Source organism: Bacteroidetes bacterium GWF2_43_63 (genome assembly GCA_001769275.1).
Classification (GTDB): domain Bacteria; phylum Bacteroidota; class Bacteroidia; order Bacteroidales; family DTU049; genus GWF2-43-63.
This window is the reverse complement of the sequence record MEOQ01000012.1, coordinates 137,255-161,312: the sequence shown is the minus strand read 5'-3', so window position 1 is coordinate 161,312 and position 24,058 is coordinate 137,255. Positions and strand designations below refer to the sequence as shown.

Here is a 24,058-nt window from a genome sequence, read left to right as displayed (position 1 = left end):
TTGAGCATTCGTACCCTTACGACAACGTTCTTTGCGCCCTACCGAATCAGTCTTCGCCACAGGTGAAGACTGAATCTAATTAGCGTCCATAAGATCTGCTGAGGGAAAAGGAAATCTTCGCGTGCATTTGCGTTCATTCGCGGAAGAAATTGTTTGGTCCCCACGTGGCAGAATTTCTCTACTTTTGAGTGTCGTAAACATTGCCTGCTATGGACTTCTCACTTCGTCCCTGGAAAAAATCGGATCTGAAATTTCTGCTGAAATACGCTGACAATCCGCGCATAGCCATGAATCTGACCGACATGTTCCCGCACCCTTACACAAGGCAGTCGGGAAAGAAATTTCTGAAGTTGGCCCGAAAGCATCATCCAGTGCGGATTTTTGCAATTGACATTAATGGCGAAGCAGTAGGTTCAATTGGAATATTTCCGGGTTTTGATATTCGCCGCAACAATGCTGAAATCGGCTATTGGCTTGCAGAGCCGTTCTGGGGCAAAGGCATCATGGCCGAAGCAGTGAAACAAATGGTAGAGTATGGCTTCAAAACATTCGAGATTAACCGCATCTATGCCGGCACCTTCGGCCGCAACATTGGCTCGCAGCGCGTACTCGAAAAAGCCGGCTTTGTTCTGGAAGCCAGCTTCGAAAAAACCTATGTGAAAAACGGCGAATTACTCGATGAAGTGGTGTATGCTATAAGGCGTTAGGCAATAGGCATCAGGCGATAGGTAATAGGCGATAGTGAATTAGCACAAAGAACATCTCGAGTGAAGTTATCAAGCTGATAAAGGCGACGTAACGCGCACTCCCGCGGCTCCGTGACATGGGCAAGGTAACGCGGGGAGCGCCTGTCACGTGTAACGGTTGTAACGCGTAACGCCTTTAACGTGTAACGAAAAACCGCTCCTTCTTCAACCTCTCTGCGTCGCTGAAAGCGACCTGTCACGATTGCTATCGTGAGCGTTGAAGAAGAACGTTGAACGCATAAAGCTGACCACTATTATGGAATTTTCTCCCAAAAACATCTTAACTTGCACTCACTTCCAAAAACTACCGTCATGAACCTTCGGATTGCTTATCGGATTTACAGGCTCAGAGCCAGAATTCTCAGAAATATGCTCGCCCTGCTCAGCTTTTCCGCCATGATTTCGTCATGCAGCAGCACCTCGGACAAGCAAAATGTCGTTACTGAAGATTCCCTAAAGCAGGTTGAAGTTAATCAACGCATGGATTCTGTTTTTCGCGAGAATGAAAAGTTGAAAGCCATTATTGATTCAATGAAAGCCAGGGACCGGGAAGACAGCATTGCTGCCTCTAAAAAGCAGACAACCATTTATGTGGCGCCGGTTATTCCTGTCGATCCGGGCCCCATCTGTGAATACGGTGTGCCGCCGGTGTATGAGCCAAACCCAATTCAGGAGCAACCTATGTATGGCGTTCCGGTTCCCGATCGCGATCAGTTTCAGACTAAATACGGTGTACCCAACAATTAGTGTATGAGCAGAAAATGCAAAAATATTTTCAATTATTTGAATGCGGCTCTTCTTCGGCGGTTGCTGGTTTTATTGAGTATGCCGCTGTTTGCAACAGCATGCCATGTGCCCCAGCAGGTACAAAGTGGTTCCATGGCTGCGGACACAACAAGGCAAATGATTGTTATAGTACCAAAGCCAATTGACACCATCATTGTGAAAAAGGCCGATACGTTGATCCCTGTTTATGAATGTCCGGTAATAACACCTTGTTACGGGGTTGTAGCCACCCCAATTTTGCAGGAAAGTATTGAGTATAATTTTGAAATTCCGGAGTTATAAGTATGAAAGTGAAAATTAAAATTGCACATTATCTGAATGCTGCTTTGCTGCGCAGGTTGCTCATTTTATTAAGCATTCCGGTTTTTGTAACCAGCTGCAAAACTTCTGAAAAGCAAGTATCAGAGCCCGATCCCGTGAAACAAGATTCAATCGTTATTATTCCTGCCGATACAACGCGTCCGAATTATTACGATCCCGAAATCCAGACCGACTATGGGGTGATTCAGATTACGCCCAATTACGACACCATCCACAAAGTGACTTTGTATGGCGTCGTTGTCCCTCCGAAGCAAAATCATTAACCCTGTTGCAGAAGTTGTGCGATGTTTGAAGCTTCGCACATCCTGAAATCACTTCGCCCACGATAATTTGCTATCTTTGAATATCAAAATCCAAAACACATGAGCCACAAAATCCGCTATCGTTTGCTCACGCTAAATGCGCGTTTCCTCCGGAACCTGTTGGCTGTGATTGGTATCGCCGGTTTTATGTCGGCTTGCTCGGGAAGCGGGAAAACGGAAAACAACGTCAACCAGGATTCACTGAACAAAGCGAAAGAGCAGCAAAGCCTCGATTCCATTGCAATGGTGAAGGAAGATAGTCTCGCTCAGGTTCGTGCCGATTCTTTGGCCAAAGTCCGCAAGGATAGCATTGCCAGGGCAAATTATAAACCTCTTCCGGGAAATATGGTTACGAAATATGGTGTTCCGGTAAATACGGACAGGCCGATGCAGACTAAGTATGGCCCGCCTTCTGATTTTCAGAATTAGCAAATGATGACAGGGGATATACATAAATGGTTTTTAAAGAAAACAGCTTCATTGCTGCGAAACTTCCTGATTATTCTCAGTGCAGGAGGCATTTCTGTGTCCTGTTCAAACGGAAGTTCTTTCGGAAACGCAGCCATTACCGGGCATAAAAATCCTGCCGATAGCGCATTAAATAAAAACAAACCCATTCCGGTTGTGCCTGCAGAAATAATAGACGAATCGCTCATGACACCGACCTTGTATGGGGTTGTACCCGTATATGATCCGGAAGTGCTTCCAGCTACTGATTACGGTGTTTTGCCTGATTTCAGGCCGACTGTTGAGTAGTTATTGTAAGTGATCCGACGCAAATATAAAACTGATATGACAAATCTGCGAAAAAGATTCCGCTTTAAGAAACGAATGGTATTCAATATCCATGCGCGCTATGTGCGTGTGCAGGCCAAGTTACACGATTTGAGCTATTTTTTCTGGGAATGTACTTCCCGCTGCAATATTGCCTGTCTGCATTGTGGCAGTGATTGCAAAATCGTTGAAGACGCGCCCGATATGCCTGCTGAAGACTTTCTGAATGTCTGTCGTCAGGTGGCGAAACGATACAATCCGAATAAAGTGATGATCGTAGTCTCAGGCGGAGAGCCGCTTGTACGAAAAGATCTCGAAGTAGTCGGAGCTGAATTGAAAAAAATGGGATTCCCCTGGGGTATGGTGAGCAACGGCTACGCCATGACGCCAGAACGTTTTCGCTCGTTGCGCGAAGCCGGATTGAGATCTGCTACCATCAGCCTCGACGGGCTGAAAGCCAATCACGACTGGTTGCGGGGCAGGGAAGGTTCGTTCGAACGTGCGGTGAATGCCATAAAATTGCTGGCTGCAGAGCCAGGCATGGTGTACGATGTAGTCACCTGTGTCAATCAGCGCAACTTCGCGGAACTTGATCAAATCAAAGATTTCCTTATTGATATTGGCGTGAAAAGATGGCGTTTGTTTATGATCGACCCCATTGGTCGCGCAGCCAAAAACCCTGAATTGATGCTCGATGATGAAAAATTTCGCGCAGTGTTCGATTTTATTTTGCGCACACGTGCCGAAGGCAAAATCAAAGCTGCAACTGGCTGCGATGGATTCCTTGGCGATTACGAAGGACTGGTGCGCGATGGCGTTTTCTTCTGCCGCGCCGGAATTCATGTTGGTTCAGTATTGGCCAACGGCGATATCTGTGCTTGCCCCAACATCAACCGTGGCTTCGTGCAGGGCAATATTTATAAAAACGATTTCCTTGATGTCTGGGACAACCGTTTCAAAGAATTTCGCGATCGAAAACCATTTAAAACCGGCATCTGCAAAGATTGCGACCTGTGGAAATGGTGTCGCGGCGATGGTATGCATCTGCACGAACCCGGTAACCCAAATCCGCTGGAGTGTAATTATAATAAGTTGTATCCAAATGCTTCATGCAAATAAGATGACGACTCTAAAGTTTTTATCTGCATCAGTGCTGATGTTGCTTGTCTTTTCCTGTGGGAGTCAGTCGCGGGGGATGATAAATGATTCAGTCGTCAATAAAAACGGCTTAACTATTCAGGATCGTTTTATTGTTCCCGACGGATTTGTCAGGATTGATGCGGATTCCACAAGCTTTGCCTTTTATCTGCGATCACTTCCGCTGAAGCCTGATGGTGAAAAAGTCAAGCACTTCGATGGGCGCGAAAAATCGTCCGATGGTGTTTATTGCGCCGTGGTTGATCTTCCAATAGGTGTCAAAAACCTGCATCAGTGCGCCGACGCAGTCATCAGGCTTCGCGCTGAATATTTGTGGCAGCAGAAAAAATGTTCCGCCATTCATTTCAATTTTACCAGTGGTTTTCGCGCGGATTATTCAAAATGGATGAGCGGACAACGCATTTCTGTGGAGGGTAATAATTGCAGATGGGTGCCTCGCAGAGAGGCTTCTAACACCTATGATGATTTGTGGAGTTATCTTGAAACCGTTTTTATGTATGCCGGCACTTTGTCGCTCGAAAAGGAATTGACCGCTGTTGATTGGGGCGGAATGCGGCCTGGCGATGTATTGATTCAGGGTGGTTCGCCCGGACATGCAGTGATTGTAGTGGATATGATTGTGAATGAAACAACCGGCGAAAAGCGCTTTCTGCTTGCCCAGAGCTATATGCCCGCACAGGAAATCCAGATTCTGATCAATCCTTCAAATAGCGAAATCAGCCCCTGGTATAGTCTTGAATGCAACGATGATATTCGCACACCGGAGTGGAATTTCAAAAAGGCTGATCTGAAGCGGTTTTAATATTGATTTGTTCAATGCAATTCCTCAAAAGCTATAATGTATGAGGATTCAAATCCTCAAATATTATGATATATGAGGAATTAGATCCTCAAAAAACATGATATATGAGGAAAATGTTGTATGTTTGCAGAAATTTCCAGTTATGATTAAGCGGATTCTTCAATCATGGATTACGAAAAAAATGTTCAACCGCAAGGCAATCATTTTGATTGGGCCGCGTCAGGTTGGAAAAAGTACTTTGGTTGATTCCATTCTGCAAGACTACGAGGATGTTCTGATTTTAAATGGAGATGACCCTGCCATTCAAAAACTTATGGACAGGCCAAATACTGAGCAGCTCAGAAATATTATTGGGAAAACTAAGGTGTTGTTTATTGATGAATGTCAACGAATCAGTGAAATCGGGCTGACCTCAAAGATTATTACAGACCATTTTAAGGATGTGCAATTGATCCTTTCCGGGTCGTCCTCATTCGATCTTCAGAACAGAACCAGCGAACCACTTACCGGAAGAAAATGGACTGCGATGATGTGGCCGGTTAGCTGGCATGAATGGCAAAACTACGCGGGATATGTAAAGTCTCAGCAGGATTTGAGCAACAGACTGGTGTATGGTTTTTATCCTGATGTTTTGATGAATTCACATGCTGCATCTGATGTGCTTGTTGAATTAACCGATAGTTATTTGTATAAAGACATATTGACTTTTTCAAATATTCGAAAGCCCGATGAAGTGCGAAATTTGGTTCAGGCGCTGGCTTGGCAAGTCGGAAGTGAAGTATCCTATCGTGAAGTATCACAATTGTGCGGGCTTGATCCAAAAACTGTGGCCAGTTATATCGACATTCTTGAAAAAGCGTTTGTTATTTTCCGATTGCCATCTTATAGCCGTAATCTTCGCAACGAAATCAAGGAAGGTCGTAAAATTTACTTTTACGATAATGGAATCCGGAATGCGGCCATAGGCCAGTTGCAGCCATTTGATCTGCGTACTGACAAAGGAGCTTTGTGGGAGAACTTTTTAATGAGTGAAAGAAAAAAACTATTGAGTTATTCAAAATCAAGTGCTACTTCATATTTTTGGCGTACTACTGCTCAGCAGGAAATTGATTATGTCGAAGAACTGCAAGGCGAGTTGTCTGCATTTGAATTTACGTTCAATCCGAAAAGGAAGAAAGCAATTCCTTCAACATTTTCATCTAATTATAATATTTCCGGAACGATCATTCATTCAGATAATTTCCGGGATTTTATAATGCCTCCGGAATTGACAAAAATGTACGAGATGTAGTTTTATTCAGCGTGCTGATGGCGCTTTCACTTTTTTGGGATGTTGCGTGTATAGAATATGATGATTCTGACTCCACAATAACATTTTTGCGAACGATTTTGAATTGAAGTGCTTTTTGTAATATCTTTGAACTATCAACAATTATTGTTTCGGCTATAATTATGACAGTCATACCAGACCAGATTTTCAAAAATACTTTCACATCTTCCGGATTTTTGAATCTCACACCGAAAGATGCGTATGAGGTCTGCCTGAATGGTGCATTACTGCTCGATGTGCGCGACCCTGCCCTGACAGCATTTAAACAGTTTGGCGTGCCCGAATTCATTTCGTGTCATCACATTAAGCTCCGCGAATTTGCATCACATCTGCCCGATAAACGAGTGCTTATTGTTGCCGATTCCGTCGGTTTGTTCAGCCATGAAGCCATGATTATTCTGAAGGATCTTGGCTTTGAAAACATCATCAATCTGGCCGGAGGACTGGTAGAATGGGAACGCGACGGTATGCCCGTAATGATTGATAAAAACGAGCGCCTGAGCGGAAGCTGCGTGTGTCAGCTGCGCCCAAGAGAAAGAAAAGGATAATCTTCCCCGATATTTTGCGTCAATCCAACCTGAGTGCATTGCGAAGCAATCTCTCTGCGTTGGATTGTTACAGTCTTGCTGACCTGGAATTCCGCCAGTGTGCGGACAGGCTGTCCGGGTAAAAAAACATTTCGTCAATTTGCGAAATATTAAAAACATTTCGTATTTTTGCGAAATATAAAAACTAATCAGTATGGAAATTAAAGTTCTGGGCACCGGTTGTGCCAATTGCAAGAACCTGGAAGCAGCTGTTCGCAAGGCTGTTGAAGAGTTAAATATCGATGCCACTGTAGTGAAAGAAGAGGACATTATGAAAATCATGGGCTATGGCATCATGCGCACCCCTGGTCTGGTTATTGATGAAAAAGTCGTTCTATCCGGCCGCGTGCCTTCGGTGAGTGAAATAAAAACGCTGATCGAGCAAAGCAAGAAATAATGACGAAAAAAGTTTTTAAAGACGAACACATTGAGTTGGCTGCAATTGCGAAGGCATTGAGTCATCCTGCGCGCATATATATAATGGAGCGTCTGATTCAGGAAAACCGTTGCGATGGTGTCGGCTGTTGTACCAGTGGCGAAATGATTACCGAAGTCCCCATTGCCCGCTCAACATTATCGCAACATCTGAAAGAACTTCGAAATGCAGGTCTGATTCAGGGCGAAATTGAACTCCCGACTATCCGATACTGTGTTGATACAAAGAATTGGGAGAAAGCAAAAAAATTATTCGAAATCTTTTTAAAACCAACAAAATGCAAAACAAAATAGTTTTTACATTCAGTCTTATTGCGCTGTTAATGCTGGCTTCATGCGGAGGCAACAAAAAAGATTCTGCTGAAAACAAGGATTCTTTAATTACAGAAGTAGTTGATTCTGTGGTAACGGATTCTGCAACCTCGGATTCCGCGAAGCAAGTCTCAGGGCCGGAGAACAATGGAGCCTTCATTCCGGAAACGCCTTCTGTGACAGTGATGCTTTTTCATGCAACCAGAAAATGCGCCTCGTGTGTAGCAATTACAGACGGAGTAAACGCTGTGTTGAAAGAGTCATTCAGTGCTGAAACCAGGACCGGAAAAGTACGGCTTAAGGAAATAAATACAGAAGACAATAAAAACGAAGCGCTCTGCGAAAAGTATGAAGCTTTTGGAACAGCATTGTTTGTAACCCGCACCTATAAAGGGAAAGAGACGATCACTGATCTGACCGCGCAGGCATTCAAACTGGCAAAAAACAAAGCAGATGAGTTCAAGAAATTAGTGAAAGATCAGATTCAAAAAGACTTAAAATAACGCAATATGAAAAAGACAATTTTATTGTTTGCTGCATGCCTGATGGTTTCTGTGTCAATGTGGGCGCAGACTGAAAACACCAAGCTGCTTGTTTATGATTTCCATATGACCATTCGTTGTCAGACCTGTGCAAAAATAGAGCAGGTGACTATTGAAACGTTGAACACTTATTACAAGAATCAACTTGACAGTGGCATCATTGTTTTCAAAACTTTTGACTGCGAGTTGGAAGAAAATGCAGAACTGGTTAAAAAATATTCCGCTTATGGCTCAACGCTTGTCTTGACGCGCCTGTTTCCTGAAGGCAAAGAAGTGATAGTCGACATCACCGACCTTGGTTTTTCGAAAATCGGGAAGCCCGAACTCTTTGTCGAAAAACTCCGCGAAAAGATTGATGAAATGATGTTGCTGCAATAAGCCCCTTCTTCAACCTCTCTGCGTCGTGAAGCGACCTGAGTGCGTTGAAGAAGTATATTCCAAAACGAATATAAATAATGTGGAAATGTGCGGCTTTGCCGATGTGGAAATGTGGAAATTCAAGTGACATTTAAAATTGACCATTGACCACTCACAACAGACCACTAAAAAGCACCTTTCAACTTTAAAAACTTTACAAACTCCCATATGATAGAATTCTTACAAACCTGGGCCGACAACGCGCAATATCCCATCCTGGCTGCCTTTGCGCTAGGGTTGATGACGGCCATCAGTCCTTGCCCGCTTGCCACAAATATTACAGCCATCGGGTACATCAGCCGGGAGCTATCGTCGAAACGAAAGATATTTTACAACGGCTTACTTTACACGCTGGGACGTCTGGTTAGCTATACCGGTTTGGGTGTCATCATTTATTTTGGCGCCAGTTCATTTAAGGTTGCGAAACTATTTAGTCAGTATGGCGAGCGGTTTTTAGGGCCATTGCTGCTCATAATCGGTGTTTTGATGCTCAATGTAATCAAAATACGCATTTCAAAAAAGGGTGGAGGATTATCAGACAGAGTAGAACAGAAAGCAGCTGGAGGCAGTTCCTGGTGGGCTTTTATGTTAGGAGTTCTGTTTGCATTGGCATTTTGTCCAAGCAGCGGCGTATTTTATTTCCTCATGCTTATCCCAATGACAGTGGCCAGCCCCGACGGATTATTACTGCCGCCGGTATATGCAATTGCCACCGGACTTCCTGTCATTATTATCGCATGGCTGCTGGCATTCAGCATGTCGGGTGTTGGAACTTTTTACAACAAGGTTAAAGTGTTCGAAAAATGGTTCAGGCTTGTCGCTGCGGTATTGTTTATCGCTGCTGGTTTGTACTTCATTTTTATTTTCTGGATTCAATAAAAAGTCATAATATGAAAGCTAAAATTGCAATTTTTCTGTTTGCCTTAATGGCAGGAACCGCTGTGTTTGCACAGTCCGGTAAAAGTGTTGAAGTTTTGTATTTCAAAGCCAATCTGGCTTGCTGTAAAGCCAAGTCGTGCAACGCTCTGGAAGCCGACCTTCAGACAATAATTCAAAAGAATTTTCCGGACGGAAACATTATTTTCAGGGAGGTCAAGCTGGCAGAAGACTCAAATAAAGTACTCGTTGAAAAGTACAAAGCGCAGTCACAGACAGTTGTGCTTGTGAAAATAAAAAAGAAAAAAGAAATGAACTCTGATATTTCCGATATAATAAAAAAGTTTGTCAAAGATCAAAACAAAGAAGAGCTGGAAATTGCGTTGGTTGAAAGTATTAATGCTTTCAGCAAGAAAAAGAAATAATAATTCCGCGCGTGTGCTATTTGAAAGTGACAATTACGGTATTGTTGAAATAATATAATGATTCATTTCGCATTGTCGAAATGCAAAAAAAGATACGATGGAAAAGAAAAAAGAATTACAAATTCTGTTCTGGATTGCTGTAGTATTTGCAGTAGCATTTTTTTTACCGATTGAAAGTGCACGTTTTAATACGGCCATAGCTGCCACATTGGATCTGGTGAAATGGTATGCCCGTGAGCATGTTGTTTTATGTTTACTTCCGGCATTTTTTATTGCAGGTGTTATTGCTGTTTTTGTTAGCCAGGGATCGGTTCTGAAATACTTTGGTGCGAATGCAAAAAAATGGCTTGCCTACACGGTCGCAGCTGTATCCGGAACTATTCTGGCTGTGTGCAGTTGCACTATTTTACCCCTGTTTTCAAGTATCCACAAACGTGGCGCAGGGCTAGGGCCGGCCATCGCTTTTTTGTATTCCGGCCCGGCCATTAATATCCTGGCCATTATTCTCACTGCTCGCATTCTTGGATTCGAAATGGGCGTGGCCCGAACAATTGGGGCTGTCTTGTTCAGTGTGATTATTGGCGTATCCATGTCGCTTATTTACCGCAAAGAAGAAAAACTTAAGCGCGAAGAGCAAATGAATATTCAACTGCCTCCCGAAAAAAGACCTATGTGGCAAACTTCGTTTCATTTCTTTGTACTTGTGCTCATTCTGGTTTTTGCAAACTGGGGCAAACCGTCTGCTGATGACACTTCCAGCACATGGTTTTACATCTGGAGTTACAAATGGTGGATTACAGGCGGCTTTTCCATTTTGCTAATGTATTCGCTCATTCGCATTCTGAAAATACATTGGATGTGGGTGATTGCCGGCGGCATTCTGACAGCTTTATCCGGATTTCTCGCATTTGAATTTATTGAAAATGCAAAACTGGCTCCGCTGGTTCCCATGCTGGTTGGAATTGCGGCACTCAGCATTATGACCCTCTTCGATAAACGTGATCAGGACAATAAAGAGTGGACCTATTCGACATGGGGTTTTGCAAAACAGATTTTGCCACTTCTTGCAGTTGGTGTTGTTACTGCTGGCTTTCTGCTGGGCTCCACCCACGACGACGTTAGCATTGCCGGTGTTATTCCCAACGAATGGATTTCTTCACTGGTTGGCGGGAATTCAGTATTCTCCAATTTGTTTGCTTCAATTGTCGGTGCATTTATGTATTTCGCGACCCTCACTGAAGTGCCGATTTTGCAGGGATTAATCGCTTCAGGCATGGGCAAAGGCCCTGCTCTGGCGCTCTTGTTGGCAGGTCCATCATTGTCTCTCCCCAATATGCTCGTCATTCGTGGAGTTATTGGAACGCAGAAAACGGTAGTTTACGTTCTGCTGGTTATTGTTATGGCTACGATTTCAGGACTGATTTATGGCTTTTTCTTTTAAACATAGTAAGCGCTCAATTATTACAAAGAACATAACGAAACCCGAAATTTGTAAATGAAATCATTGGTGAACAATTTTTGGATTTTCGTTGTGTTTTTTTGCATGTTGCATTCAGAGGCTGCCTTTGGACAGACCCCTGTAAAGGCTGTGTTATCGGGAATTGTAATTGATTCAATAACAAAATCGCCTGTTGAATTCGCTTCGGTAGCTATTTATCAGCAGTCGGACAGCTCGCTTATAGCAGGAATGATAACCAATCAGAATGGGTCATTCAAATTTGAATTATTACCTGCTGAATATTTCATAAAGATCAGTTTTGTCAGCTATAATTCGAAAACACTTGAATTTACATTTGGTGATGCACCGTCATTAAACATTGGCTCTGTTGAGTTAGGGAGTTCAACACTCTCACTCAATGAAGTTAATATTGAGGGTGAAAAAGTCGAGAAACAAATTTCCATCGAAAAAACGAGCATTGATGTATCGCAGAATATTGCTGCATCGACTGGAAGTATATCAGACATTCTTAAAAGTCAGCCAGCCATTACAATTGATGCAGAAAATAAAATTTTCTTGCGGGGCAACAGCAATATTTTAATTTTACTGGACGGTCGGCCCACGACGTTAACATCGATAGAAGCCATTCCATCTTCAAATGTCGAAAGCATTGAAATTATAACCAATCCCGATTCAAAATACGATGCTGAAGGAACCGCAGGGATCATCAATATTGTAACAAAAAAGCAGCAAAGTAAAGGTTTAAACGGGGCATTTACTGTGAATTACGGCTTCAATAACCGTTTCAATACAGGCCTTGGCTTGAATTACAGAAAAAGCCGGTGGGCTTTGGGTTTCAATTATAATGGGCGCTTTGATGAACCGGAAATCAACAGTGTGTTGGTACGCGATATTTATTCACTTGGGGCTAATACTGAACAAAAAATTCATTCTTTATTGGAAAATCCTACGCATTCCATGGGTTTGTCGGTCTCCTTTGTTCCTGATAAAAAAAACCAAATTTCATTGACTTTTAAATCAGTCATATTTGACAACCGTAATACGCAGGAAATCACTGGAAGTCAAATAAACACCGATACAACTGAATGGCAGTTTCATCGATTGAACCATGTTTCCTGGAAAAGAAGAAATATAGATGGAACCTTGTCTTACAAAAGAATTTTTACCAAAAACGTACAGGAATTATCCTTTGATATTATGTATTCGCTTACCAGAGGTGCACGAACGGGTGATTATTTTGTCGAAGACATTTATTTGCAAAAGTCAGATGGGGGCGGAAAGCCGCAGAATACAACTGCTCAGCTGGATTATTTCAGACCGCTGTTTTCATCGGGTCGTATTGAAACTGGTGCAAAGTACTTTTCGAGATGGAATTCGTTTTATTCTCATTTTTACGATAAAGACAGTCTGACCGAGGAATGGCTGATTAATACTTCTTTTAGTAACGATCTTACTTATTCCGAATATATCTTTTCGACTTATTTGATGTACTCGGACTCGTTGTCGAAAAAGATGTTTTATAAGGCGGGTGCTCGTTTTGAATACAGCACCTCGGTATTGCACATGCAGTCAACGGGCGAAAATGTATCAAGTGATTACCAGATTCCTTTCCCTTTTGCATTAATCAAATATCAAATAAACAAAATTCAAAGCCTTTCTGCAAGCATTACTCGGCGCGTTACCCGTCCGGCATATTTTCAACTGAATCCGTATATTGTCGTAATTGACCAAATTACGTACGAAACCGGAAACCGCTATCTGAAACCGGAGCTAATTGATAAGCTGGAGTTTAATTATTCATTAATAAAGGAGAAATTTCAGCTTCGAAACAATTTGTTTTTCAGTAACAATAAACGATTTATTACTCAGACGGCGGTTTTGAGCGGAGACAAATTGATGGTTACCTACGCAAACGGCGAAAGCCAGATGAAAACTGGGTTGGATGTGGATGCGACGTATAAAGTATTGCCATTTTTTTCAATAAATACAGCATTTTCTGCTTTTTATTCAAGATCGGATGGTAATTTTGGCAATACAACCCTATATTCAGACGGTGTTGCATGGAATGGAAATCTTAAGCTGAGTTTTAAACCTGATAAAAAAACAGATATTCAATTGCTTTTGAGTTATAATTCGCCCATCGAGTTACCTCAATTCAGATTGGATGAAATCTATTACAGCGATTTCTCCATAAAGCGAAGTTTTCTGAAAAACAAATTGTCCGCAAGTATTACTTTGTCCGATATTTTTAATACACGCGAATGGATTGTAAACACAAACAACAGTGTTTACAGCTTGTACAACAAAAGTAAAAACGATACACGTATTCTATGGTTTGGAATTACTTATAATTTCAATTCTTACAAACCGGTTAATGGAAAAAATGGTGAACCGGAAAATGATAATGGAATTTTAAAACTATAAATAATGAAAATAATTCTGTGTTTTGGTTTGTTTGTCTTTTGCTTTGGACCTGCGCCAGCTCAGGATATTCAGCGAATATTTTCTGTTGATGCACAACAAGTCCTGGCAGATTTGGACACCAATACATCGGTTATTATTGATGGACGCGACAGTGCAAAGTTTTGTCTGGGACATTTAGAGAGCGCAGTTTGTCTTAACGCTTTCAGCGATAGCGCCCAGAAAATGCTGATGCATTATCTCGATTACAAAAGTATCTTTGTGTATTGCACAACTGAAAACCGTTCCGAAACAATTATAGAAATTCTGCAAAAGCTAAACTACTGCGGCACTATAATCTGTATGATGGATGGGTTTTCGGGTTGGATCGAAAATGGCTTTCCTGTTGAAAAAGATATCAAAAACTAAATTTTCGGATATGAACTCAAAAAAACAAATGCTGGTATTTCTCTCGCTGATGATTCTAATCATGACGCTGGTTGTTTCGTTTATCGGAACGTATATGAATTTTGGATTTGATAACAGTTTCGTATCGCTTTGGCTGAAGGCCTGGGGCATTGCTTTCATCTCGGCTTTGCCAGTAGCTTTGCTGTTAGCCCCGGTAATAAAAAAGTTTGTCGCAAAAAATGTAAAATGATTTTTTAAAATGAAGACAAATTCCGAAAAAATAATTGTCTGGTCGCTGCGAATAATTGTCGCCGTTTTTTTCATTATTTCGGCATTCAGCAAAATGCTGCCTGCAGGAATCGCGCTCGACCTTTTTGCAAAACAAATTGTTGATATCGGCGTAACCAATTGGTGCTATGCTCCGCTTTTGGCGCGGGCTATCGTTGGGTTTGAACTTTTTCTCGGACTTGCATTATTGCAGAATAACTATTTGAAAAAATGGATTGTACCAGCTACTTTTTTGTTGCTGCTGGCATTCTGTATTCATTTGGCAATAACAATTTTCACTACCGGCAATTCCGGAAGCTGTGGTTGTTTCGGCGAACTCATACCGATGACTCCTCTTGAAGCAATTATTAAAAATGTTGTTGCAATGGCCATGCTTGCTTACATTTTCATTAAAACGAAACCGAAAGAAAAAGATTTACCTCTGCTGCCAGCAACATTATTTGTTTTGATTTATGTATTCATTCTTATTTTTCTGCCTCCAAAATGTTGTTGCGCTTCCATTCCATCATCGCAGGAAATTGTCTCTGACACATTGGTTACAGAGGTTGACACAGCCATTGTTGTTTTAGACACCATTACTAATGAAAAAGGTCAAATAGTTGTAAAAACTATACCGAACTTTGAAGAAAAAGCAACTGTACAAAGTGGACGCAAAAAAGTGAATTCAATTTTTTCGAAGTATACAAAATTTAATTCCGGAACTGTTGATCTCAACTCAGGAAAAAAAATAGTATGTCTTTTCAGTATGGATTGTGAGCATTGTCAGGAGTCTTCAAAGCTGCTTCAGCAATTAAAAAAATCGCATGCTGATTTTCCGGGTGTATATATTCTTGCTTTTGGTGAAGAAAGTCAGACCGCCGACTTCTTTGCAGGCGCTGGTGGCCGTTTCCCTTATACCATTCTTCCACCTCAGGAATTTTTTCAGCTGCTTGGCAAGGCCGATTATCCGCCTCGTATTGTAGTAATGGACAACGGTAATTTCATGGACGATTTTCTCAACTTCGAACACCTCGATACGGCTGCCGTAATGAAAGCCGTGAAGCGATAAAACATTTCCAGTTATGAAATACTTTTTTCTATTTCTTGTTATTGGACTCGCTTTTTTTTCATCCTGTAAAAAGAGTGATATGACAGATGAACCTTTGGCATCAGATAATCTTGCCATTGATAGCATAGTGCCTGAAAAGCGAGTGGTGGTTGTCTGGGAAGAGATAGATATAAAAGTTTATACGCGCGGATCGGGACTCTCTTATGGGTGGAGCACCAACCACGGCACACTGATTGGCGAAGACTCCGTTACAGTGCGCTATTGGGCCTGTCCCACATGCACGGGCCTGAATACCATAGAATGCAAAGTCAGCAATGAATATGGAACTGTTTCGGATACTGTAATGATAAAAGTGTTATGAAACTTTTTTTCATTTTTGCTTTATGTTTTTTTTGCTGTGTAGATCTCAATGCACAATGCTGCTCAGCAGGGAATCCGGTCGCTGGAACCGGCTTTGAGTCTTCATCTACAAAGGGTGAATGGCAAGTCTCTTCCGCTATGAAATACAGTTTGTCGGATCAATATTTTTTTCATGACAGTAAAATCGACAACCCGTATATTCTGAAAAGCAGTTTTCTTTATCAAAATCTGTGGACGTCTTACAGTATTTCAAACCGGATTTCTTTATCAGCCGAGGCTGGTTACTTTTACGACAAAAGTCAGAAGCTTTCATTCAATGATGAACCGTTCAGGCTTGGTACCAGCGGCATTGGCGATATTACTGTTGGAATGAAATTTATTGCAATCAAAAAAGTGAAACCTGTAACACAACTGGCTTTTTCGGCTGGTACTAAAATTCCGGTAGGTGCATTTCACCAGTCAGTTGACGGAATCACCATTCCTGTTTCACTTCAACCTTCATCGGGTGCTTTCAGGTGGACTGCGACGGCATCGTTTCAACGGCTTTCAGCCGATCAGAGCTGGGGATTTGCATTGCAGGCCATGCTTGAGCTTAGCAGCGAAATCAACAAAGATTATCTGATTTATCGCTATGGCCCTTTTTTAAGAATGAATGCAGGCTTGATGCATCGCGTATTTCCAAAAATAAATGTTTCCCTGTTTGGCGTGTTTGATGTGCGCGGAAAAGATAGCCGCGAGTTTGATCAGGTTGTTGCTGGAACCGGAAGCTATTCAGTTCTGATTCAGCCATGGATCCAATATGCCTTCAGTCCTGACCGAATATTGTTTTGCAATGTAGAGAGCCCTGTTTACAGGTATTTCTATGGGGAACTGTTGGGCAATAAACTCGCTGCTCAGATAGGATTCAGAGCCAGTTTTAAAACTTGTAAAAAAAAGGAGTCAATATGAAAATACTGATCTTATGTACTGGCAACAGCTGCCGGAGCCAGATGGCCGAAGGCATCCTTCGGAATATGCATCCTGAGGCTGAAATAATTTCAGCAGGAACCAGACCCGAACAGCTGGTAAACCCATATGCTGTGAAAGCAATGGCTGAAATAGGAATTGATATTGGTAATCATTTTCCGAAACGGGTTGAGCAGTTTATCACGGAATATTTTGATTATGTCATTACGGTTTGCGACAATGCAAAAGAATCTTGTCCTGTTTTTACCGGCCCCGTGAAAAACCGCTTGCACATTGGCTTTGAAGATCCTGCGGATGCTATCGGAACTGATGAAGAAAAAATGATTGTGTACAGAAAAATTCGTGATGAGATACAGCTCCGATTTGAAAAATTCAGCATTTAAAAATTTGAAAATGAGAGTTTGTAACGTTTGTAACGACTGTAACGAAAATAAATATGGAAAACAACAAAAACAATGAAGAATTATCAAAGCTGGTTCGTGAGAAATACAGCGAGATTGCAAAGGAATCATCGGGATGTGGCTGTGGCTGCAGTTGCGGTGACAGTACAACTTTTAATATTTTCAGCGATGACTATACAAAGCTGGAAGGCTATAATCCCGATGCAGACCTGAATCTGGGATGCGGAATCCCGACCGAATTTGCAAACATAAAAGAAGGCGATACCGTGATCGACCTTGGCTCCGGCGCAGGTAATGATTGTTTTGTAGCGCGCTCGCTGGTGGGCGAAAAAGGCATGGTCATCGGCATTGACATGACCCCAGACATGGTTGACAAAGCGAACGAAAATATAAAGAAACTTGGGTTCAATAATGTGCAGTTTCGTCTCGGACAAATAGAAAAATTGCCCGTTACATCCAACAAAGCCGATGTGATTATCAGTAATTGTGTACTGAATCTGGTGCCCGATAAAATGGCCGCTTTCCGTGAAATGAGCCGCGTTTTAAAGCCCGGTGGGCATTTCAGCGTTTCCGATGTTGTTTTGTCAGGCCCGCTGCCAGAGCCGATTCTAAAAGCTGCAGAATTGTATGCAGGCTGCGTCTCAGGCGCCAGTCTGAAAGAGGATTATCTGAAAATGCTCGAAGATGCTGATTTCGTCAATATCAGAGTGGACAAAGAAAATGTAATTGAACTGAGCAATGACCTTTTGAAAAACTACATGAACGACGCTGAAATTGCCGAATTTCGTTCTTCGGGATCAAAGGTTTTAAGCATCAATGTCTATGGTGAAAAACGTAAAAGCATTTGCTGTTGCTGCGGTTGTTAATTCGGTAATGTGCTTATATGCTGATGTGCTAATGTGCTTTGTTGTTATAGCATCAATGGATTGAATTTGTGTAAAACGCTTTGATGATTAGGAATATTGGAACTTGAAATCTGGATTTGCAAACTTTTAAATTTTTAATTATGAACTCAGAAAACAATGTTGTGCTTGATCTAAGCCTGGTCTTTTCAGTTGAAGTAATGGATTTTTGTGAGTTATTGAAGAAGCAAGGCAGAAACATTCTGTCGGATCAATTATTTCGAAGTGGAACTTCTATTGGTGCAAACATACATGAAGCTCAAGGAGCTGAAAGCAGAGCCGATTTTATTCACAAGCTTAAAATTGCGTTTAAAGAAGCCTCGGAAACAGAATACTGGCTAAAGTTATGTGAGATGAGTACACACTATCCTGCAAACATGTCTCTCTCTGCAAAAGTTTTATCACTGAAGAAGTTGTTGTCGAAGATTATTTCAACAGCAAAAGCAAATAAAACAGAGTTCTCAAGTGGAAATAACAACCAATCAAATAATCAATAAACGATTAAGAGTCGTAATTTTATTTTGTAAATTGAGCACATCAACATATCAGCACATCAGCAAATTTAAAAGCATGAAAACAAGACTGAAGTTTTTAGACAGATTCCTGACTTTATGGATTTTTCTCGCAATGGCTGTTGGAGTCTTATCCGGATATTTTTTTCCTGAAGTTGCAGATTTCTGGGAGTCATTAAAATCGTCGCCGGACAGCACCACCAACATACCGCTGGCAATTGGCCTTATCCTCATGATGTATCCGCCACTCGCTAAAGTAAAATACGAAGAGCTCGGCGATGTGTTCCGCAACGTGAAAGTGCTTACCATGTCATTGATTCAAAACTGGATTGTTGGACCACTGCTTATGTTTGCGCTGGCGATTGCTTTTATTAAAATATTTCCGGGCGAAGATTATGCGAATCTGCCGTACATGTATGGTATCATCATGATTGGCCTTGCACGCTGCATTGCGATGGTTATCGTGTGGAATGATCTTGCAAAAGGCAATACACAATATGCTGCCGGCCTCGTTGCATTCAACAGTATTTTTCAGGTGTTGTTTTTCTCCGTCTATGCGTATGTTTTCATTGCCATAATGCCTGGCTGGTTCGGCGTTCCGACTAGCAGTGTCGTAGAAAAAATCACCATGGGACAGATTGCTGAAAGTGTTTTCATTTATCTCGGCATTCCCTTTATAGCTGGCTTCCTGACCCGTTTTATACTGATCAGAGTCAAAGATAAAACCTGGTATCACACAAAGTTTATTCCGATGATCAGCCCGCTGACGTTGATTGCGCTGCTTTTCACCATCATTGTCATGTTCTCGCTTAAAGGCGAAATCATTGTAAAAATACCGATGGATGTTATCATGATCGCTATCCCATTGCTGATTTATTTTGTGATTATGTTCGTCGGATCTTTCTGGATCAGTAAAAAAATCGGAGCAACCTACGGACAGTCAGTCACACTTTCGTTCACAGCAGCCAGTAACAATTTCGAGCTTGCGATTGCAGTTGCCATTGCCATTTTCGGTATGAATTCAGGCGAAGCCTTTGCCGCTGTCATCGGTCCGCTGGTTGAAGTTCCGGTCATGATAGCATTGGTAAATCTTGCTTTCTGGTATCGAAAGAAGTGGTTTGAGATTAAATCATGATTTGGAAAACCGCGGTAGTGTTGATTTATAGCGGTATCAACAGACATTTTAACCCCAGCCCGACCTGAATAAATTGAAGAAAAAAACGGGCATTTTGTCCTTCTGAAATTATTATTTGTTGCGATTCTGAAGCCTGCTTTCCTGTGCCTGCAACAATTGTTACAGAGCCTGCCGGGACTTCGAAAAACTTTCGTTTTCCATTGTCGATTACGCCTGCTTTAGCGCCGTTGATGAAAATTGGAATGCCAACCATTGCGCTTTGAAATGCTTTCTGGCGCATGACGATAATACCGGTTTTCCCGGGAATTATTTCATCGTCTTTTTTTACGCGGAGCATTTTCGAGATCAGAATAACGAGTAGCATCGGCAACAGCAGTATGAGCCAGGTGATGAGTACAACCGGCGCAATATAATATTCTCTGCCGTCATAGGTAGTGAATACGTTTATCAACGCCCGCGCCGGCTGAAGGTGCATGATGGTCAGAATTATGGCCAGCGCAGCAGTTGCAATAGTGTAAACGATTGTCAGAGTCTTTTGCATGAAGAAAATTTAATTTCAGATTTTTTCGTCAGCGCATTATTCTTTAGATAGCCAAATAGTATCAGGCATGACATTCATTTCCGAAACGTATTTTTTATAACCCGGCTTGGAGCATTCTACAATGATGTCGTAGCATCCGAAAGCGCAACCAATCATAAAGTCACCGGTGAAATGGCCTGTCGAATCTGTGTATCCTTGTGTGCCGCTTTTTTCAAAGTCGTTGTTTTTCCCTGCTTTTGTTTGAACAAATGCCGAATCAATGCATTCCTTTGTCGCAAAATCCTTTACAACAACATCTACTGTCCGGTAAGACTCGCAGGAGCTAAAGAAGAGCCCCAGTGAAACAAATACAAGGAATACGGCCGTATTGATGTTTGATGCTTTCATTTTTCGTTTTATTAGAAAGTGTTTTGAATCTGAAAAATTGAGTGATTAAAACTGATTTGTTTTAAAATCAAATGTACAAAAATTCATTTACGAAGTATTAATCTGATTTTTTCAAATCCATTACGATGGCCATCTGCAGCTCTTTTTGGGCGCGCGTTTCCTGCTTGCAACCCCGTTAAACGAGGTGACCTGTTTTACAGGGTTCGGGATATCAATAAATCCTTCAATGCTATTTCATCAGATACTCATTGTCCTCCGGATGTGCATCAGGAATGGTTTCGCTGCCCAACGTGATTTTCGAAACAGGTTCTTTTGTATCAAAAATCAGCTCTATTTGTTTCGTGTTTTTCTGCCACTTGCCCGCGGCTTCAGTTGAAGTTCCAACCACGTTGTCGTTTGCGTAAAAAGTGAGGGCCACCGGAAGTGGCAATTGGCCTTTGTTTTCAACAATAACAACATAGCGGTTGCCGGTCTTTGTAACACTTTCTATCGCCAGGTCGGGGATGCCGCCAACCTGATAATACCACGCCATCCAGTACCAATTCAGATCCCGCTTTGATACGTCGCTGAAAGTATTGAAGAAATCCAACGCTGTTGGATGTTTGTATTTCCAGCGTTCAATGAAAGTAAGCAGACATGTTTTGAAAAGTTCGGGTCCAAGCTCCATTTCAAGCATCCTTAATGCTTGTTCTCCTTTTGCGTAGTTGAGATAAAAATAAATTCCCGGATCAAGATAATGTGTTGGCGTAATAAGTGCTACTTCGTCCTGTATGCCTGCATAATGCGAAAATGCGCTTGTATTATAGGCCCCTATGTTCAGTTCGGGAGCAATATTATGCTGACTGTTTTCGGGTATAAACACAGTGAGTCCTTCATCCATCCAGCCACAAACGGTTTCATTGGTGCCGACCAGAAACGGGAAATAGGCATGCGTAATTTCATGCGAATTGGCATATACTGTCATTCCAAAATCCGCATCGGGACCAACGTTGGTGATCATCGGATATTCCATCCCGAAGTCGCCGGCATATACTGTCAGATACGGAAATGGGTAGGGAATACCGGGCATTTCTTCCGATAATGAACGAACTGTTTCGCGTGCAATTTGCACAACCTGATCGAAATTCACCGCCTCTTTATTATACGCTGTGCCAACCACAGTGCGTCGGTCACTGTTTTTATCCACAACCACACTCGTAACATCCCACAAATAATGATCGCTTACACCAAAGGCAAAATCGCTCACATTCGATGCTTTGTATTTCCAAGTGTGATTTTGCGTCGTGATTTTTTTATTCAGAATATCTTCTTCGGTAATCACATGATGAATTTCATCGGACGTACATGCTTTTGTATAGCGGCTGTAAACCGGCGTTTGAAGCACGTCCTTAAGATTCTGCGGATCGCCGGTGGCCCACACCATAAACTGATCGGGAACTGTAATATCAACTTCGAAATTACAGAAATCGTTGTAGAATTCAGCCAGTCCATTGTACGATCGCGTATCCCAGCGATTGACGTCGTCGTACACCGCAATCTGCGGATACCATTGTCCGACAAACATGCTGGTGCTATCAATTGTGCCCATGCGGATCAGCGTATGCTGCGGGAAATCAAAACTCCATTCAATCTGTAACTCCGTTTTGTTGTGCGGCGCCAATTTTTTTGGCAGAATCACGTACATCAGTGTGCCATCGCGCACGACCTGCTGACTGCTTTCGCTTACATCCATGCTTTCATTGTTCACTTTCAGCGATGCAATGCGCACCCCATCGTGAATGTCAGCAGGATCTACCGGCACAATGGAATTGCGGTTCACGCCATTTTTAAACACATCCTGATATAGCCGGATAACAATTGTTTTCAGCGAGTCGGGACTGTTGTTGGAATACACAATCTGCTCACGGCCGCTCAGCACCTTGTTCTTCACATCTACAGTCGCTTGTATAAAATAGTCCGACGAATTTTGCCAGTAGTTTGCGCCCGGCGTTCCATCGTAGTTTCGGGTTCCTTTTTCGTAGGCCCGGGCTTCGTTTTTCGAAACAGTGGGCTGCTGTGCTGATGCGACAAACGATAAGGTTGTCACTAGCAATGTGATGATAAAAACGGAAACTGTTTTCATGAGTTAAATTTTTAGTTCAGTTTTTTGAGCCAATCAAAAGTAAATATTTATTCACCGGACTTTATACATTTTCTACCATTGCCCACTTTTGTTGGATGAACGCCGATTGCTGAAACTTAATATGATGCGAATTCAATTGTCAATAGGCTCACATCAGATGCGCGTCTTCTACTTGCAACCACGTAAAAAGCCTGTCGCATTTCACGTGATGGTTAGTTGTTTTACGTTGACGCGTGACCTTTTCGTCCGTTTGTCTGACAATATTTTTTTCGTGCCCTGGTGGCAAATAATTTCCGGCACAATTTTTAACATACGGCGCGCACGAAAAAATCTTATCTTTGAAAAAATTATGCCCATGAAAACAATTCTTCTATCCGTCGTCGCATTATTGTTTGCAGTTTTCTCTTTTGGACAGACCGCTCTTCCAGCTTATCCCTCGAAATCTGCGGAATCTGTAACAAAGTTTCTTGAAGAACTGAATGCAATTTCGGATAATCTTGCGGTGGAAATTGATAAATGCAATAAGGCCAATGATGCGATTGGTGAAAAGATTGATCCTTCAAAAATGACAGCTGCTTATGGAATGGGACAGGATGTGAATGCACTGATGGAACGGCAGAAAAGGACTATGGCGAATGTGGAATTGTATAATAGAATTCAGGCGCTGGGCGATAAATACAGCAAGATGAAAAAGGAAATCCTGGACCGGTATGAGCAGGATTATGCCCCTTTTAACGAAGCACGAATCAACCTGATAAATCATTGCATAGGCGAAGTTGGTTCCAATAACAATTGTGATCAGCTTGTAGCTGATAAAAACTCCAAAGGAGATGTGATTCTGACTAAGTATTATTTTGGTAATGGAGCGGAACTTGTTGGCTGGCTCAATGCTTTTATTTCGGAAGTACCGCCGTTGTCGAAACAATACATGATTGAAGCCATGAGCCTGCAGGAAGAAAACATCGGCGTTCAGTTTCCGCATAAAGCCGATCTTGCTACCATGATGGAACAGAAAGCCATTGTGGATGCAATGATTGATGTCTTCGGCTTAGACATGAAGCTTTTTAATGAGATTTTTTAAATCTTTCTTTTCGATTAACTGGGCGCGCGTATCCCGCTTGCAGCGTTTTACGTTGACGCGTGCCTTAAACTAAAAAAGCGCGCGTCTCCTGACGCATGCCATCAATGAAAAAAGCCCGTGCCCATTCGCGTTTATGCTCTCAAATTCCGGTTTGCAGATAAATTTTCGCCATAAGTATAAAAGATTATACAATAATTTACAAATTTGTAAGTTTGTTATCTGTAAAACCAGCCAG

The 24,058-nt window shown here is 42.1% G+C and carries 31 protein-coding genes; 28 read left to right on the top strand and 3 right to left on the bottom strand.

Annotated features, from left to right (window positions below; translation table 11 throughout):
• Positions 1-209: 209 nt before the first annotated feature.
• The 27 genes from A2W93_01815 to A2W93_01685 all read left to right on the top strand — a co-directional run bounded on the left by A2W93_01815 (position 210) and on the right by A2W93_01685 (position 19,692).
• Positions 210-707, top strand: coding sequence for a GNAT family N-acetyltransferase (locus A2W93_01815; protein ID OFY55801.1), 498 nt, complete (start codon positions 210-212; stop codon positions 705-707).
• Between the two features lie 351 nt (positions 708-1,058).
• Positions 1,059-1,493 (top strand): hypothetical protein, encoded by a 435-nt coding sequence (locus A2W93_01810; GenBank protein ID OFY55800.1) that lies wholly within the window; start codon positions 1,059-1,061, stop codon positions 1,491-1,493.
• Between the two features lie 3 nt (positions 1,494-1,496).
• On the top strand, positions 1,497-1,814 hold the full coding sequence (locus A2W93_01805) for a hypothetical protein (GenBank protein OFY55799.1): 318 nt from the start codon (positions 1,497-1,499) through the stop codon (positions 1,812-1,814).
• Positions 1,815-1,816: 2 nt separating this feature from the next.
• On the top strand, positions 1,817-2,116 hold the full coding sequence (locus A2W93_01800) for a hypothetical protein (protein OFY55798.1): 300 nt from the start codon (positions 1,817-1,819) through the stop codon (positions 2,114-2,116).
• A gap of 99 nt (positions 2,117-2,215) precedes the next feature.
• Positions 2,216-2,584 carry a hypothetical protein gene (locus A2W93_01795; GenBank protein ID OFY55797.1) on the top strand — a complete coding sequence of 123 codons (369 nt, stop codon included), beginning with the start codon at positions 2,216-2,218 and terminating at the stop codon, positions 2,582-2,584.
• 6 nt (positions 2,585-2,590) lie between these two features.
• Positions 2,591-2,911: a hypothetical protein gene (locus A2W93_01790; protein ID OFY55796.1), complete on the top strand. Its 321-nt coding sequence runs from the start codon at positions 2,591-2,593 to the stop codon at positions 2,909-2,911.
• A 45-nt stretch (positions 2,912-2,956) separates the two neighbouring features.
• Positions 2,957-4,048 (top strand): radical SAM/SPASM domain-containing protein, encoded by a 1,092-nt coding sequence (locus tag A2W93_01785; GenBank protein OFY55873.1) that lies wholly within the window; start codon positions 2,957-2,959, stop codon positions 4,046-4,048.
• Between the two features lies 1 nt (position 4,049).
• Entirely contained in the window at positions 4,050-4,889 is an 840-nt protein-coding gene (locus tag A2W93_01780; protein ID OFY55795.1) for a hypothetical protein, read from the top strand.
• Between the two features lie 142 nt (positions 4,890-5,031).
• On the top strand, positions 5,032-6,180 hold the full coding sequence (locus A2W93_01775) for an ATPase (GenBank protein ID OFY55794.1): 1,149 nt from the start codon (positions 5,032-5,034) through the stop codon (positions 6,178-6,180).
• A 161-nt stretch (positions 6,181-6,341) separates the two neighbouring features.
• Positions 6,342-6,767 (top strand): hypothetical protein, encoded by a 426-nt coding sequence (locus A2W93_01770; protein ID OFY55793.1) that lies wholly within the window; start codon positions 6,342-6,344, stop codon positions 6,765-6,767.
• Between the two features lie 193 nt (positions 6,768-6,960).
• Positions 6,961-7,203, top strand: a complete 243-nt coding sequence (locus A2W93_01765; protein ID OFY55792.1) for a redox-active disulfide protein 2 — start codon at positions 6,961-6,963, stop codon at positions 7,201-7,203.
• Entirely contained in the window at positions 7,203-7,535 is a 333-nt protein-coding gene (locus A2W93_01760) for a hypothetical protein (GenBank protein OFY55791.1), read from the top strand. The genes A2W93_01765 and A2W93_01760 overlap by 1 nt, the downstream gene beginning before the upstream one ends.
• The gene (locus A2W93_01755; GenBank protein OFY55790.1) at positions 7,520-8,056 is read left to right on the top strand and encodes a hypothetical protein; all 537 of its coding nucleotides are present in this window, start codon (positions 7,520-7,522) and stop codon (positions 8,054-8,056) included. The genes A2W93_01760 and A2W93_01755 overlap by 16 nt, the downstream gene beginning before the upstream one ends.
• A 57-nt stretch (positions 8,057-8,113) precedes the next feature.
• A complete protein-coding gene (locus A2W93_01750; protein OFY55789.1) occupies positions 8,114-8,473 on the top strand; it encodes a hypothetical protein in 360 nt (119 codons plus the stop codon).
• A gap of 210 nt (positions 8,474-8,683) precedes the next feature.
• On the top strand, positions 8,684-9,391 hold the full coding sequence (locus A2W93_01745) for a cytochrome C biogenesis protein (GenBank protein OFY55872.1): 708 nt from the start codon (positions 8,684-8,686) through the stop codon (positions 9,389-9,391).
• An 11-nt stretch (positions 9,392-9,402) separates the two neighbouring features.
• Positions 9,403-9,813 (top strand): hypothetical protein, encoded by a 411-nt coding sequence (locus A2W93_01740; GenBank protein OFY55788.1) that lies wholly within the window; start codon positions 9,403-9,405, stop codon positions 9,811-9,813.
• 97 nt (positions 9,814-9,910) lie between these two features.
• Entirely contained in the window at positions 9,911-11,254 is a 1,344-nt protein-coding gene (locus A2W93_01735; GenBank protein OFY55787.1) for a permease, read from the top strand.
• Between the two features lie 54 nt (positions 11,255-11,308).
• Positions 11,309-13,696, top strand: coding sequence for a hypothetical protein (locus A2W93_01730; GenBank protein OFY55786.1), 2,388 nt, complete (start codon positions 11,309-11,311; stop codon positions 13,694-13,696).
• A 3-nt stretch (positions 13,697-13,699) separates the two neighbouring features.
• On the top strand, positions 13,700-14,101 hold the full coding sequence (locus tag A2W93_01725) for a hypothetical protein (GenBank protein OFY55785.1): 402 nt from the start codon (positions 13,700-13,702) through the stop codon (positions 14,099-14,101).
• 10 nt (positions 14,102-14,111) lie between these two features.
• Positions 14,112-14,330 carry a hypothetical protein gene (locus tag A2W93_01720; GenBank protein OFY55871.1) on the top strand — a complete coding sequence of 73 codons (219 nt, stop codon included), beginning with the start codon at positions 14,112-14,114 and terminating at the stop codon, positions 14,328-14,330.
• A 9-nt stretch (positions 14,331-14,339) separates the two neighbouring features.
• Complete coding sequence (locus tag A2W93_01715; protein OFY55784.1) at positions 14,340-15,416, top strand: hypothetical protein; 1,077 nt, start codon at positions 14,340-14,342, stop codon at positions 15,414-15,416.
• A gap of 79 nt (positions 15,417-15,495) precedes the next feature.
• Positions 15,496-15,777 (top strand): hypothetical protein, encoded by a 282-nt coding sequence (locus A2W93_01710; protein ID OFY55783.1) that lies wholly within the window; start codon positions 15,496-15,498, stop codon positions 15,775-15,777.
• Positions 15,774-16,724 (top strand): hypothetical protein, encoded by a 951-nt coding sequence (locus A2W93_01705; protein OFY55782.1) that lies wholly within the window; start codon positions 15,774-15,776, stop codon positions 16,722-16,724. Before A2W93_01710 ends, A2W93_01705 begins: the two co-directional genes overlap by 4 nt.
• Positions 16,721-17,125, top strand: a complete 405-nt coding sequence (locus A2W93_01700; GenBank protein ID OFY55781.1) for a protein tyrosine phosphatase — start codon at positions 16,721-16,723, stop codon at positions 17,123-17,125. Before A2W93_01705 ends, A2W93_01700 begins: the two co-directional genes overlap by 4 nt.
• A 53-nt stretch (positions 17,126-17,178) precedes the next feature.
• A complete protein-coding gene (locus tag A2W93_01695) occupies positions 17,179-18,009 on the top strand; it encodes an arsenite S-adenosylmethyltransferase (GenBank protein ID OFY55780.1) in 831 nt (276 codons plus the stop codon).
• Between the two features lie 140 nt (positions 18,010-18,149).
• Positions 18,150-18,542 carry a four helix bundle protein gene (locus A2W93_01690; protein OFY55779.1) on the top strand — a complete coding sequence of 131 codons (393 nt, stop codon included), beginning with the start codon at positions 18,150-18,152 and terminating at the stop codon, positions 18,540-18,542.
• Between the two features lie 73 nt (positions 18,543-18,615).
• On the top strand, positions 18,616-19,692 hold the full coding sequence (locus A2W93_01685) for an arsenical-resistance protein (GenBank protein OFY55870.1): 1,077 nt from the start codon (positions 18,616-18,618) through the stop codon (positions 19,690-19,692).
• Positions 19,693-19,717: 25 nt separating this feature from the next.
• Here the strand turns inward: A2W93_01685 and A2W93_01680 are convergent, their stop codons facing one another.
• From A2W93_01680 to A2W93_01670, 3 genes are all read right to left on the bottom strand, one after another.
• The gene (locus tag A2W93_01680) at positions 19,718-20,233 is read right to left on the bottom strand and encodes a hypothetical protein (protein ID OFY55778.1); all 516 of its coding nucleotides are present in this window, start codon (positions 20,231-20,233) and stop codon (positions 19,718-19,720) included.
• 36 nt (positions 20,234-20,269) lie between these two features.
• Positions 20,270-20,620 carry a hypothetical protein gene (locus tag A2W93_01675; protein OFY55777.1) on the bottom strand — a complete coding sequence of 117 codons (351 nt, stop codon included), beginning with the start codon at positions 20,618-20,620 and terminating at the stop codon, positions 20,270-20,272.
• 229 nt (positions 20,621-20,849) lie between these two features.
• Positions 20,850-22,742 carry a hypothetical protein gene (locus tag A2W93_01670; GenBank protein OFY55776.1) on the bottom strand — a complete coding sequence of 631 codons (1,893 nt, stop codon included), beginning with the start codon at positions 22,740-22,742 and terminating at the stop codon, positions 20,850-20,852.
• 250 nt (positions 22,743-22,992) lie between these two features.
• Here A2W93_01670 and A2W93_01665 point away from each other — a divergent pair, with 250 nt between their 5' ends.
• The gene (locus tag A2W93_01665) at positions 22,993-23,823 is read left to right on the top strand and encodes a hypothetical protein (protein ID OFY55775.1); all 831 of its coding nucleotides are present in this window, start codon (positions 22,993-22,995) and stop codon (positions 23,821-23,823) included.
• The last annotated feature ends 235 nt before the right edge of the window (positions 23,824-24,058 follow it).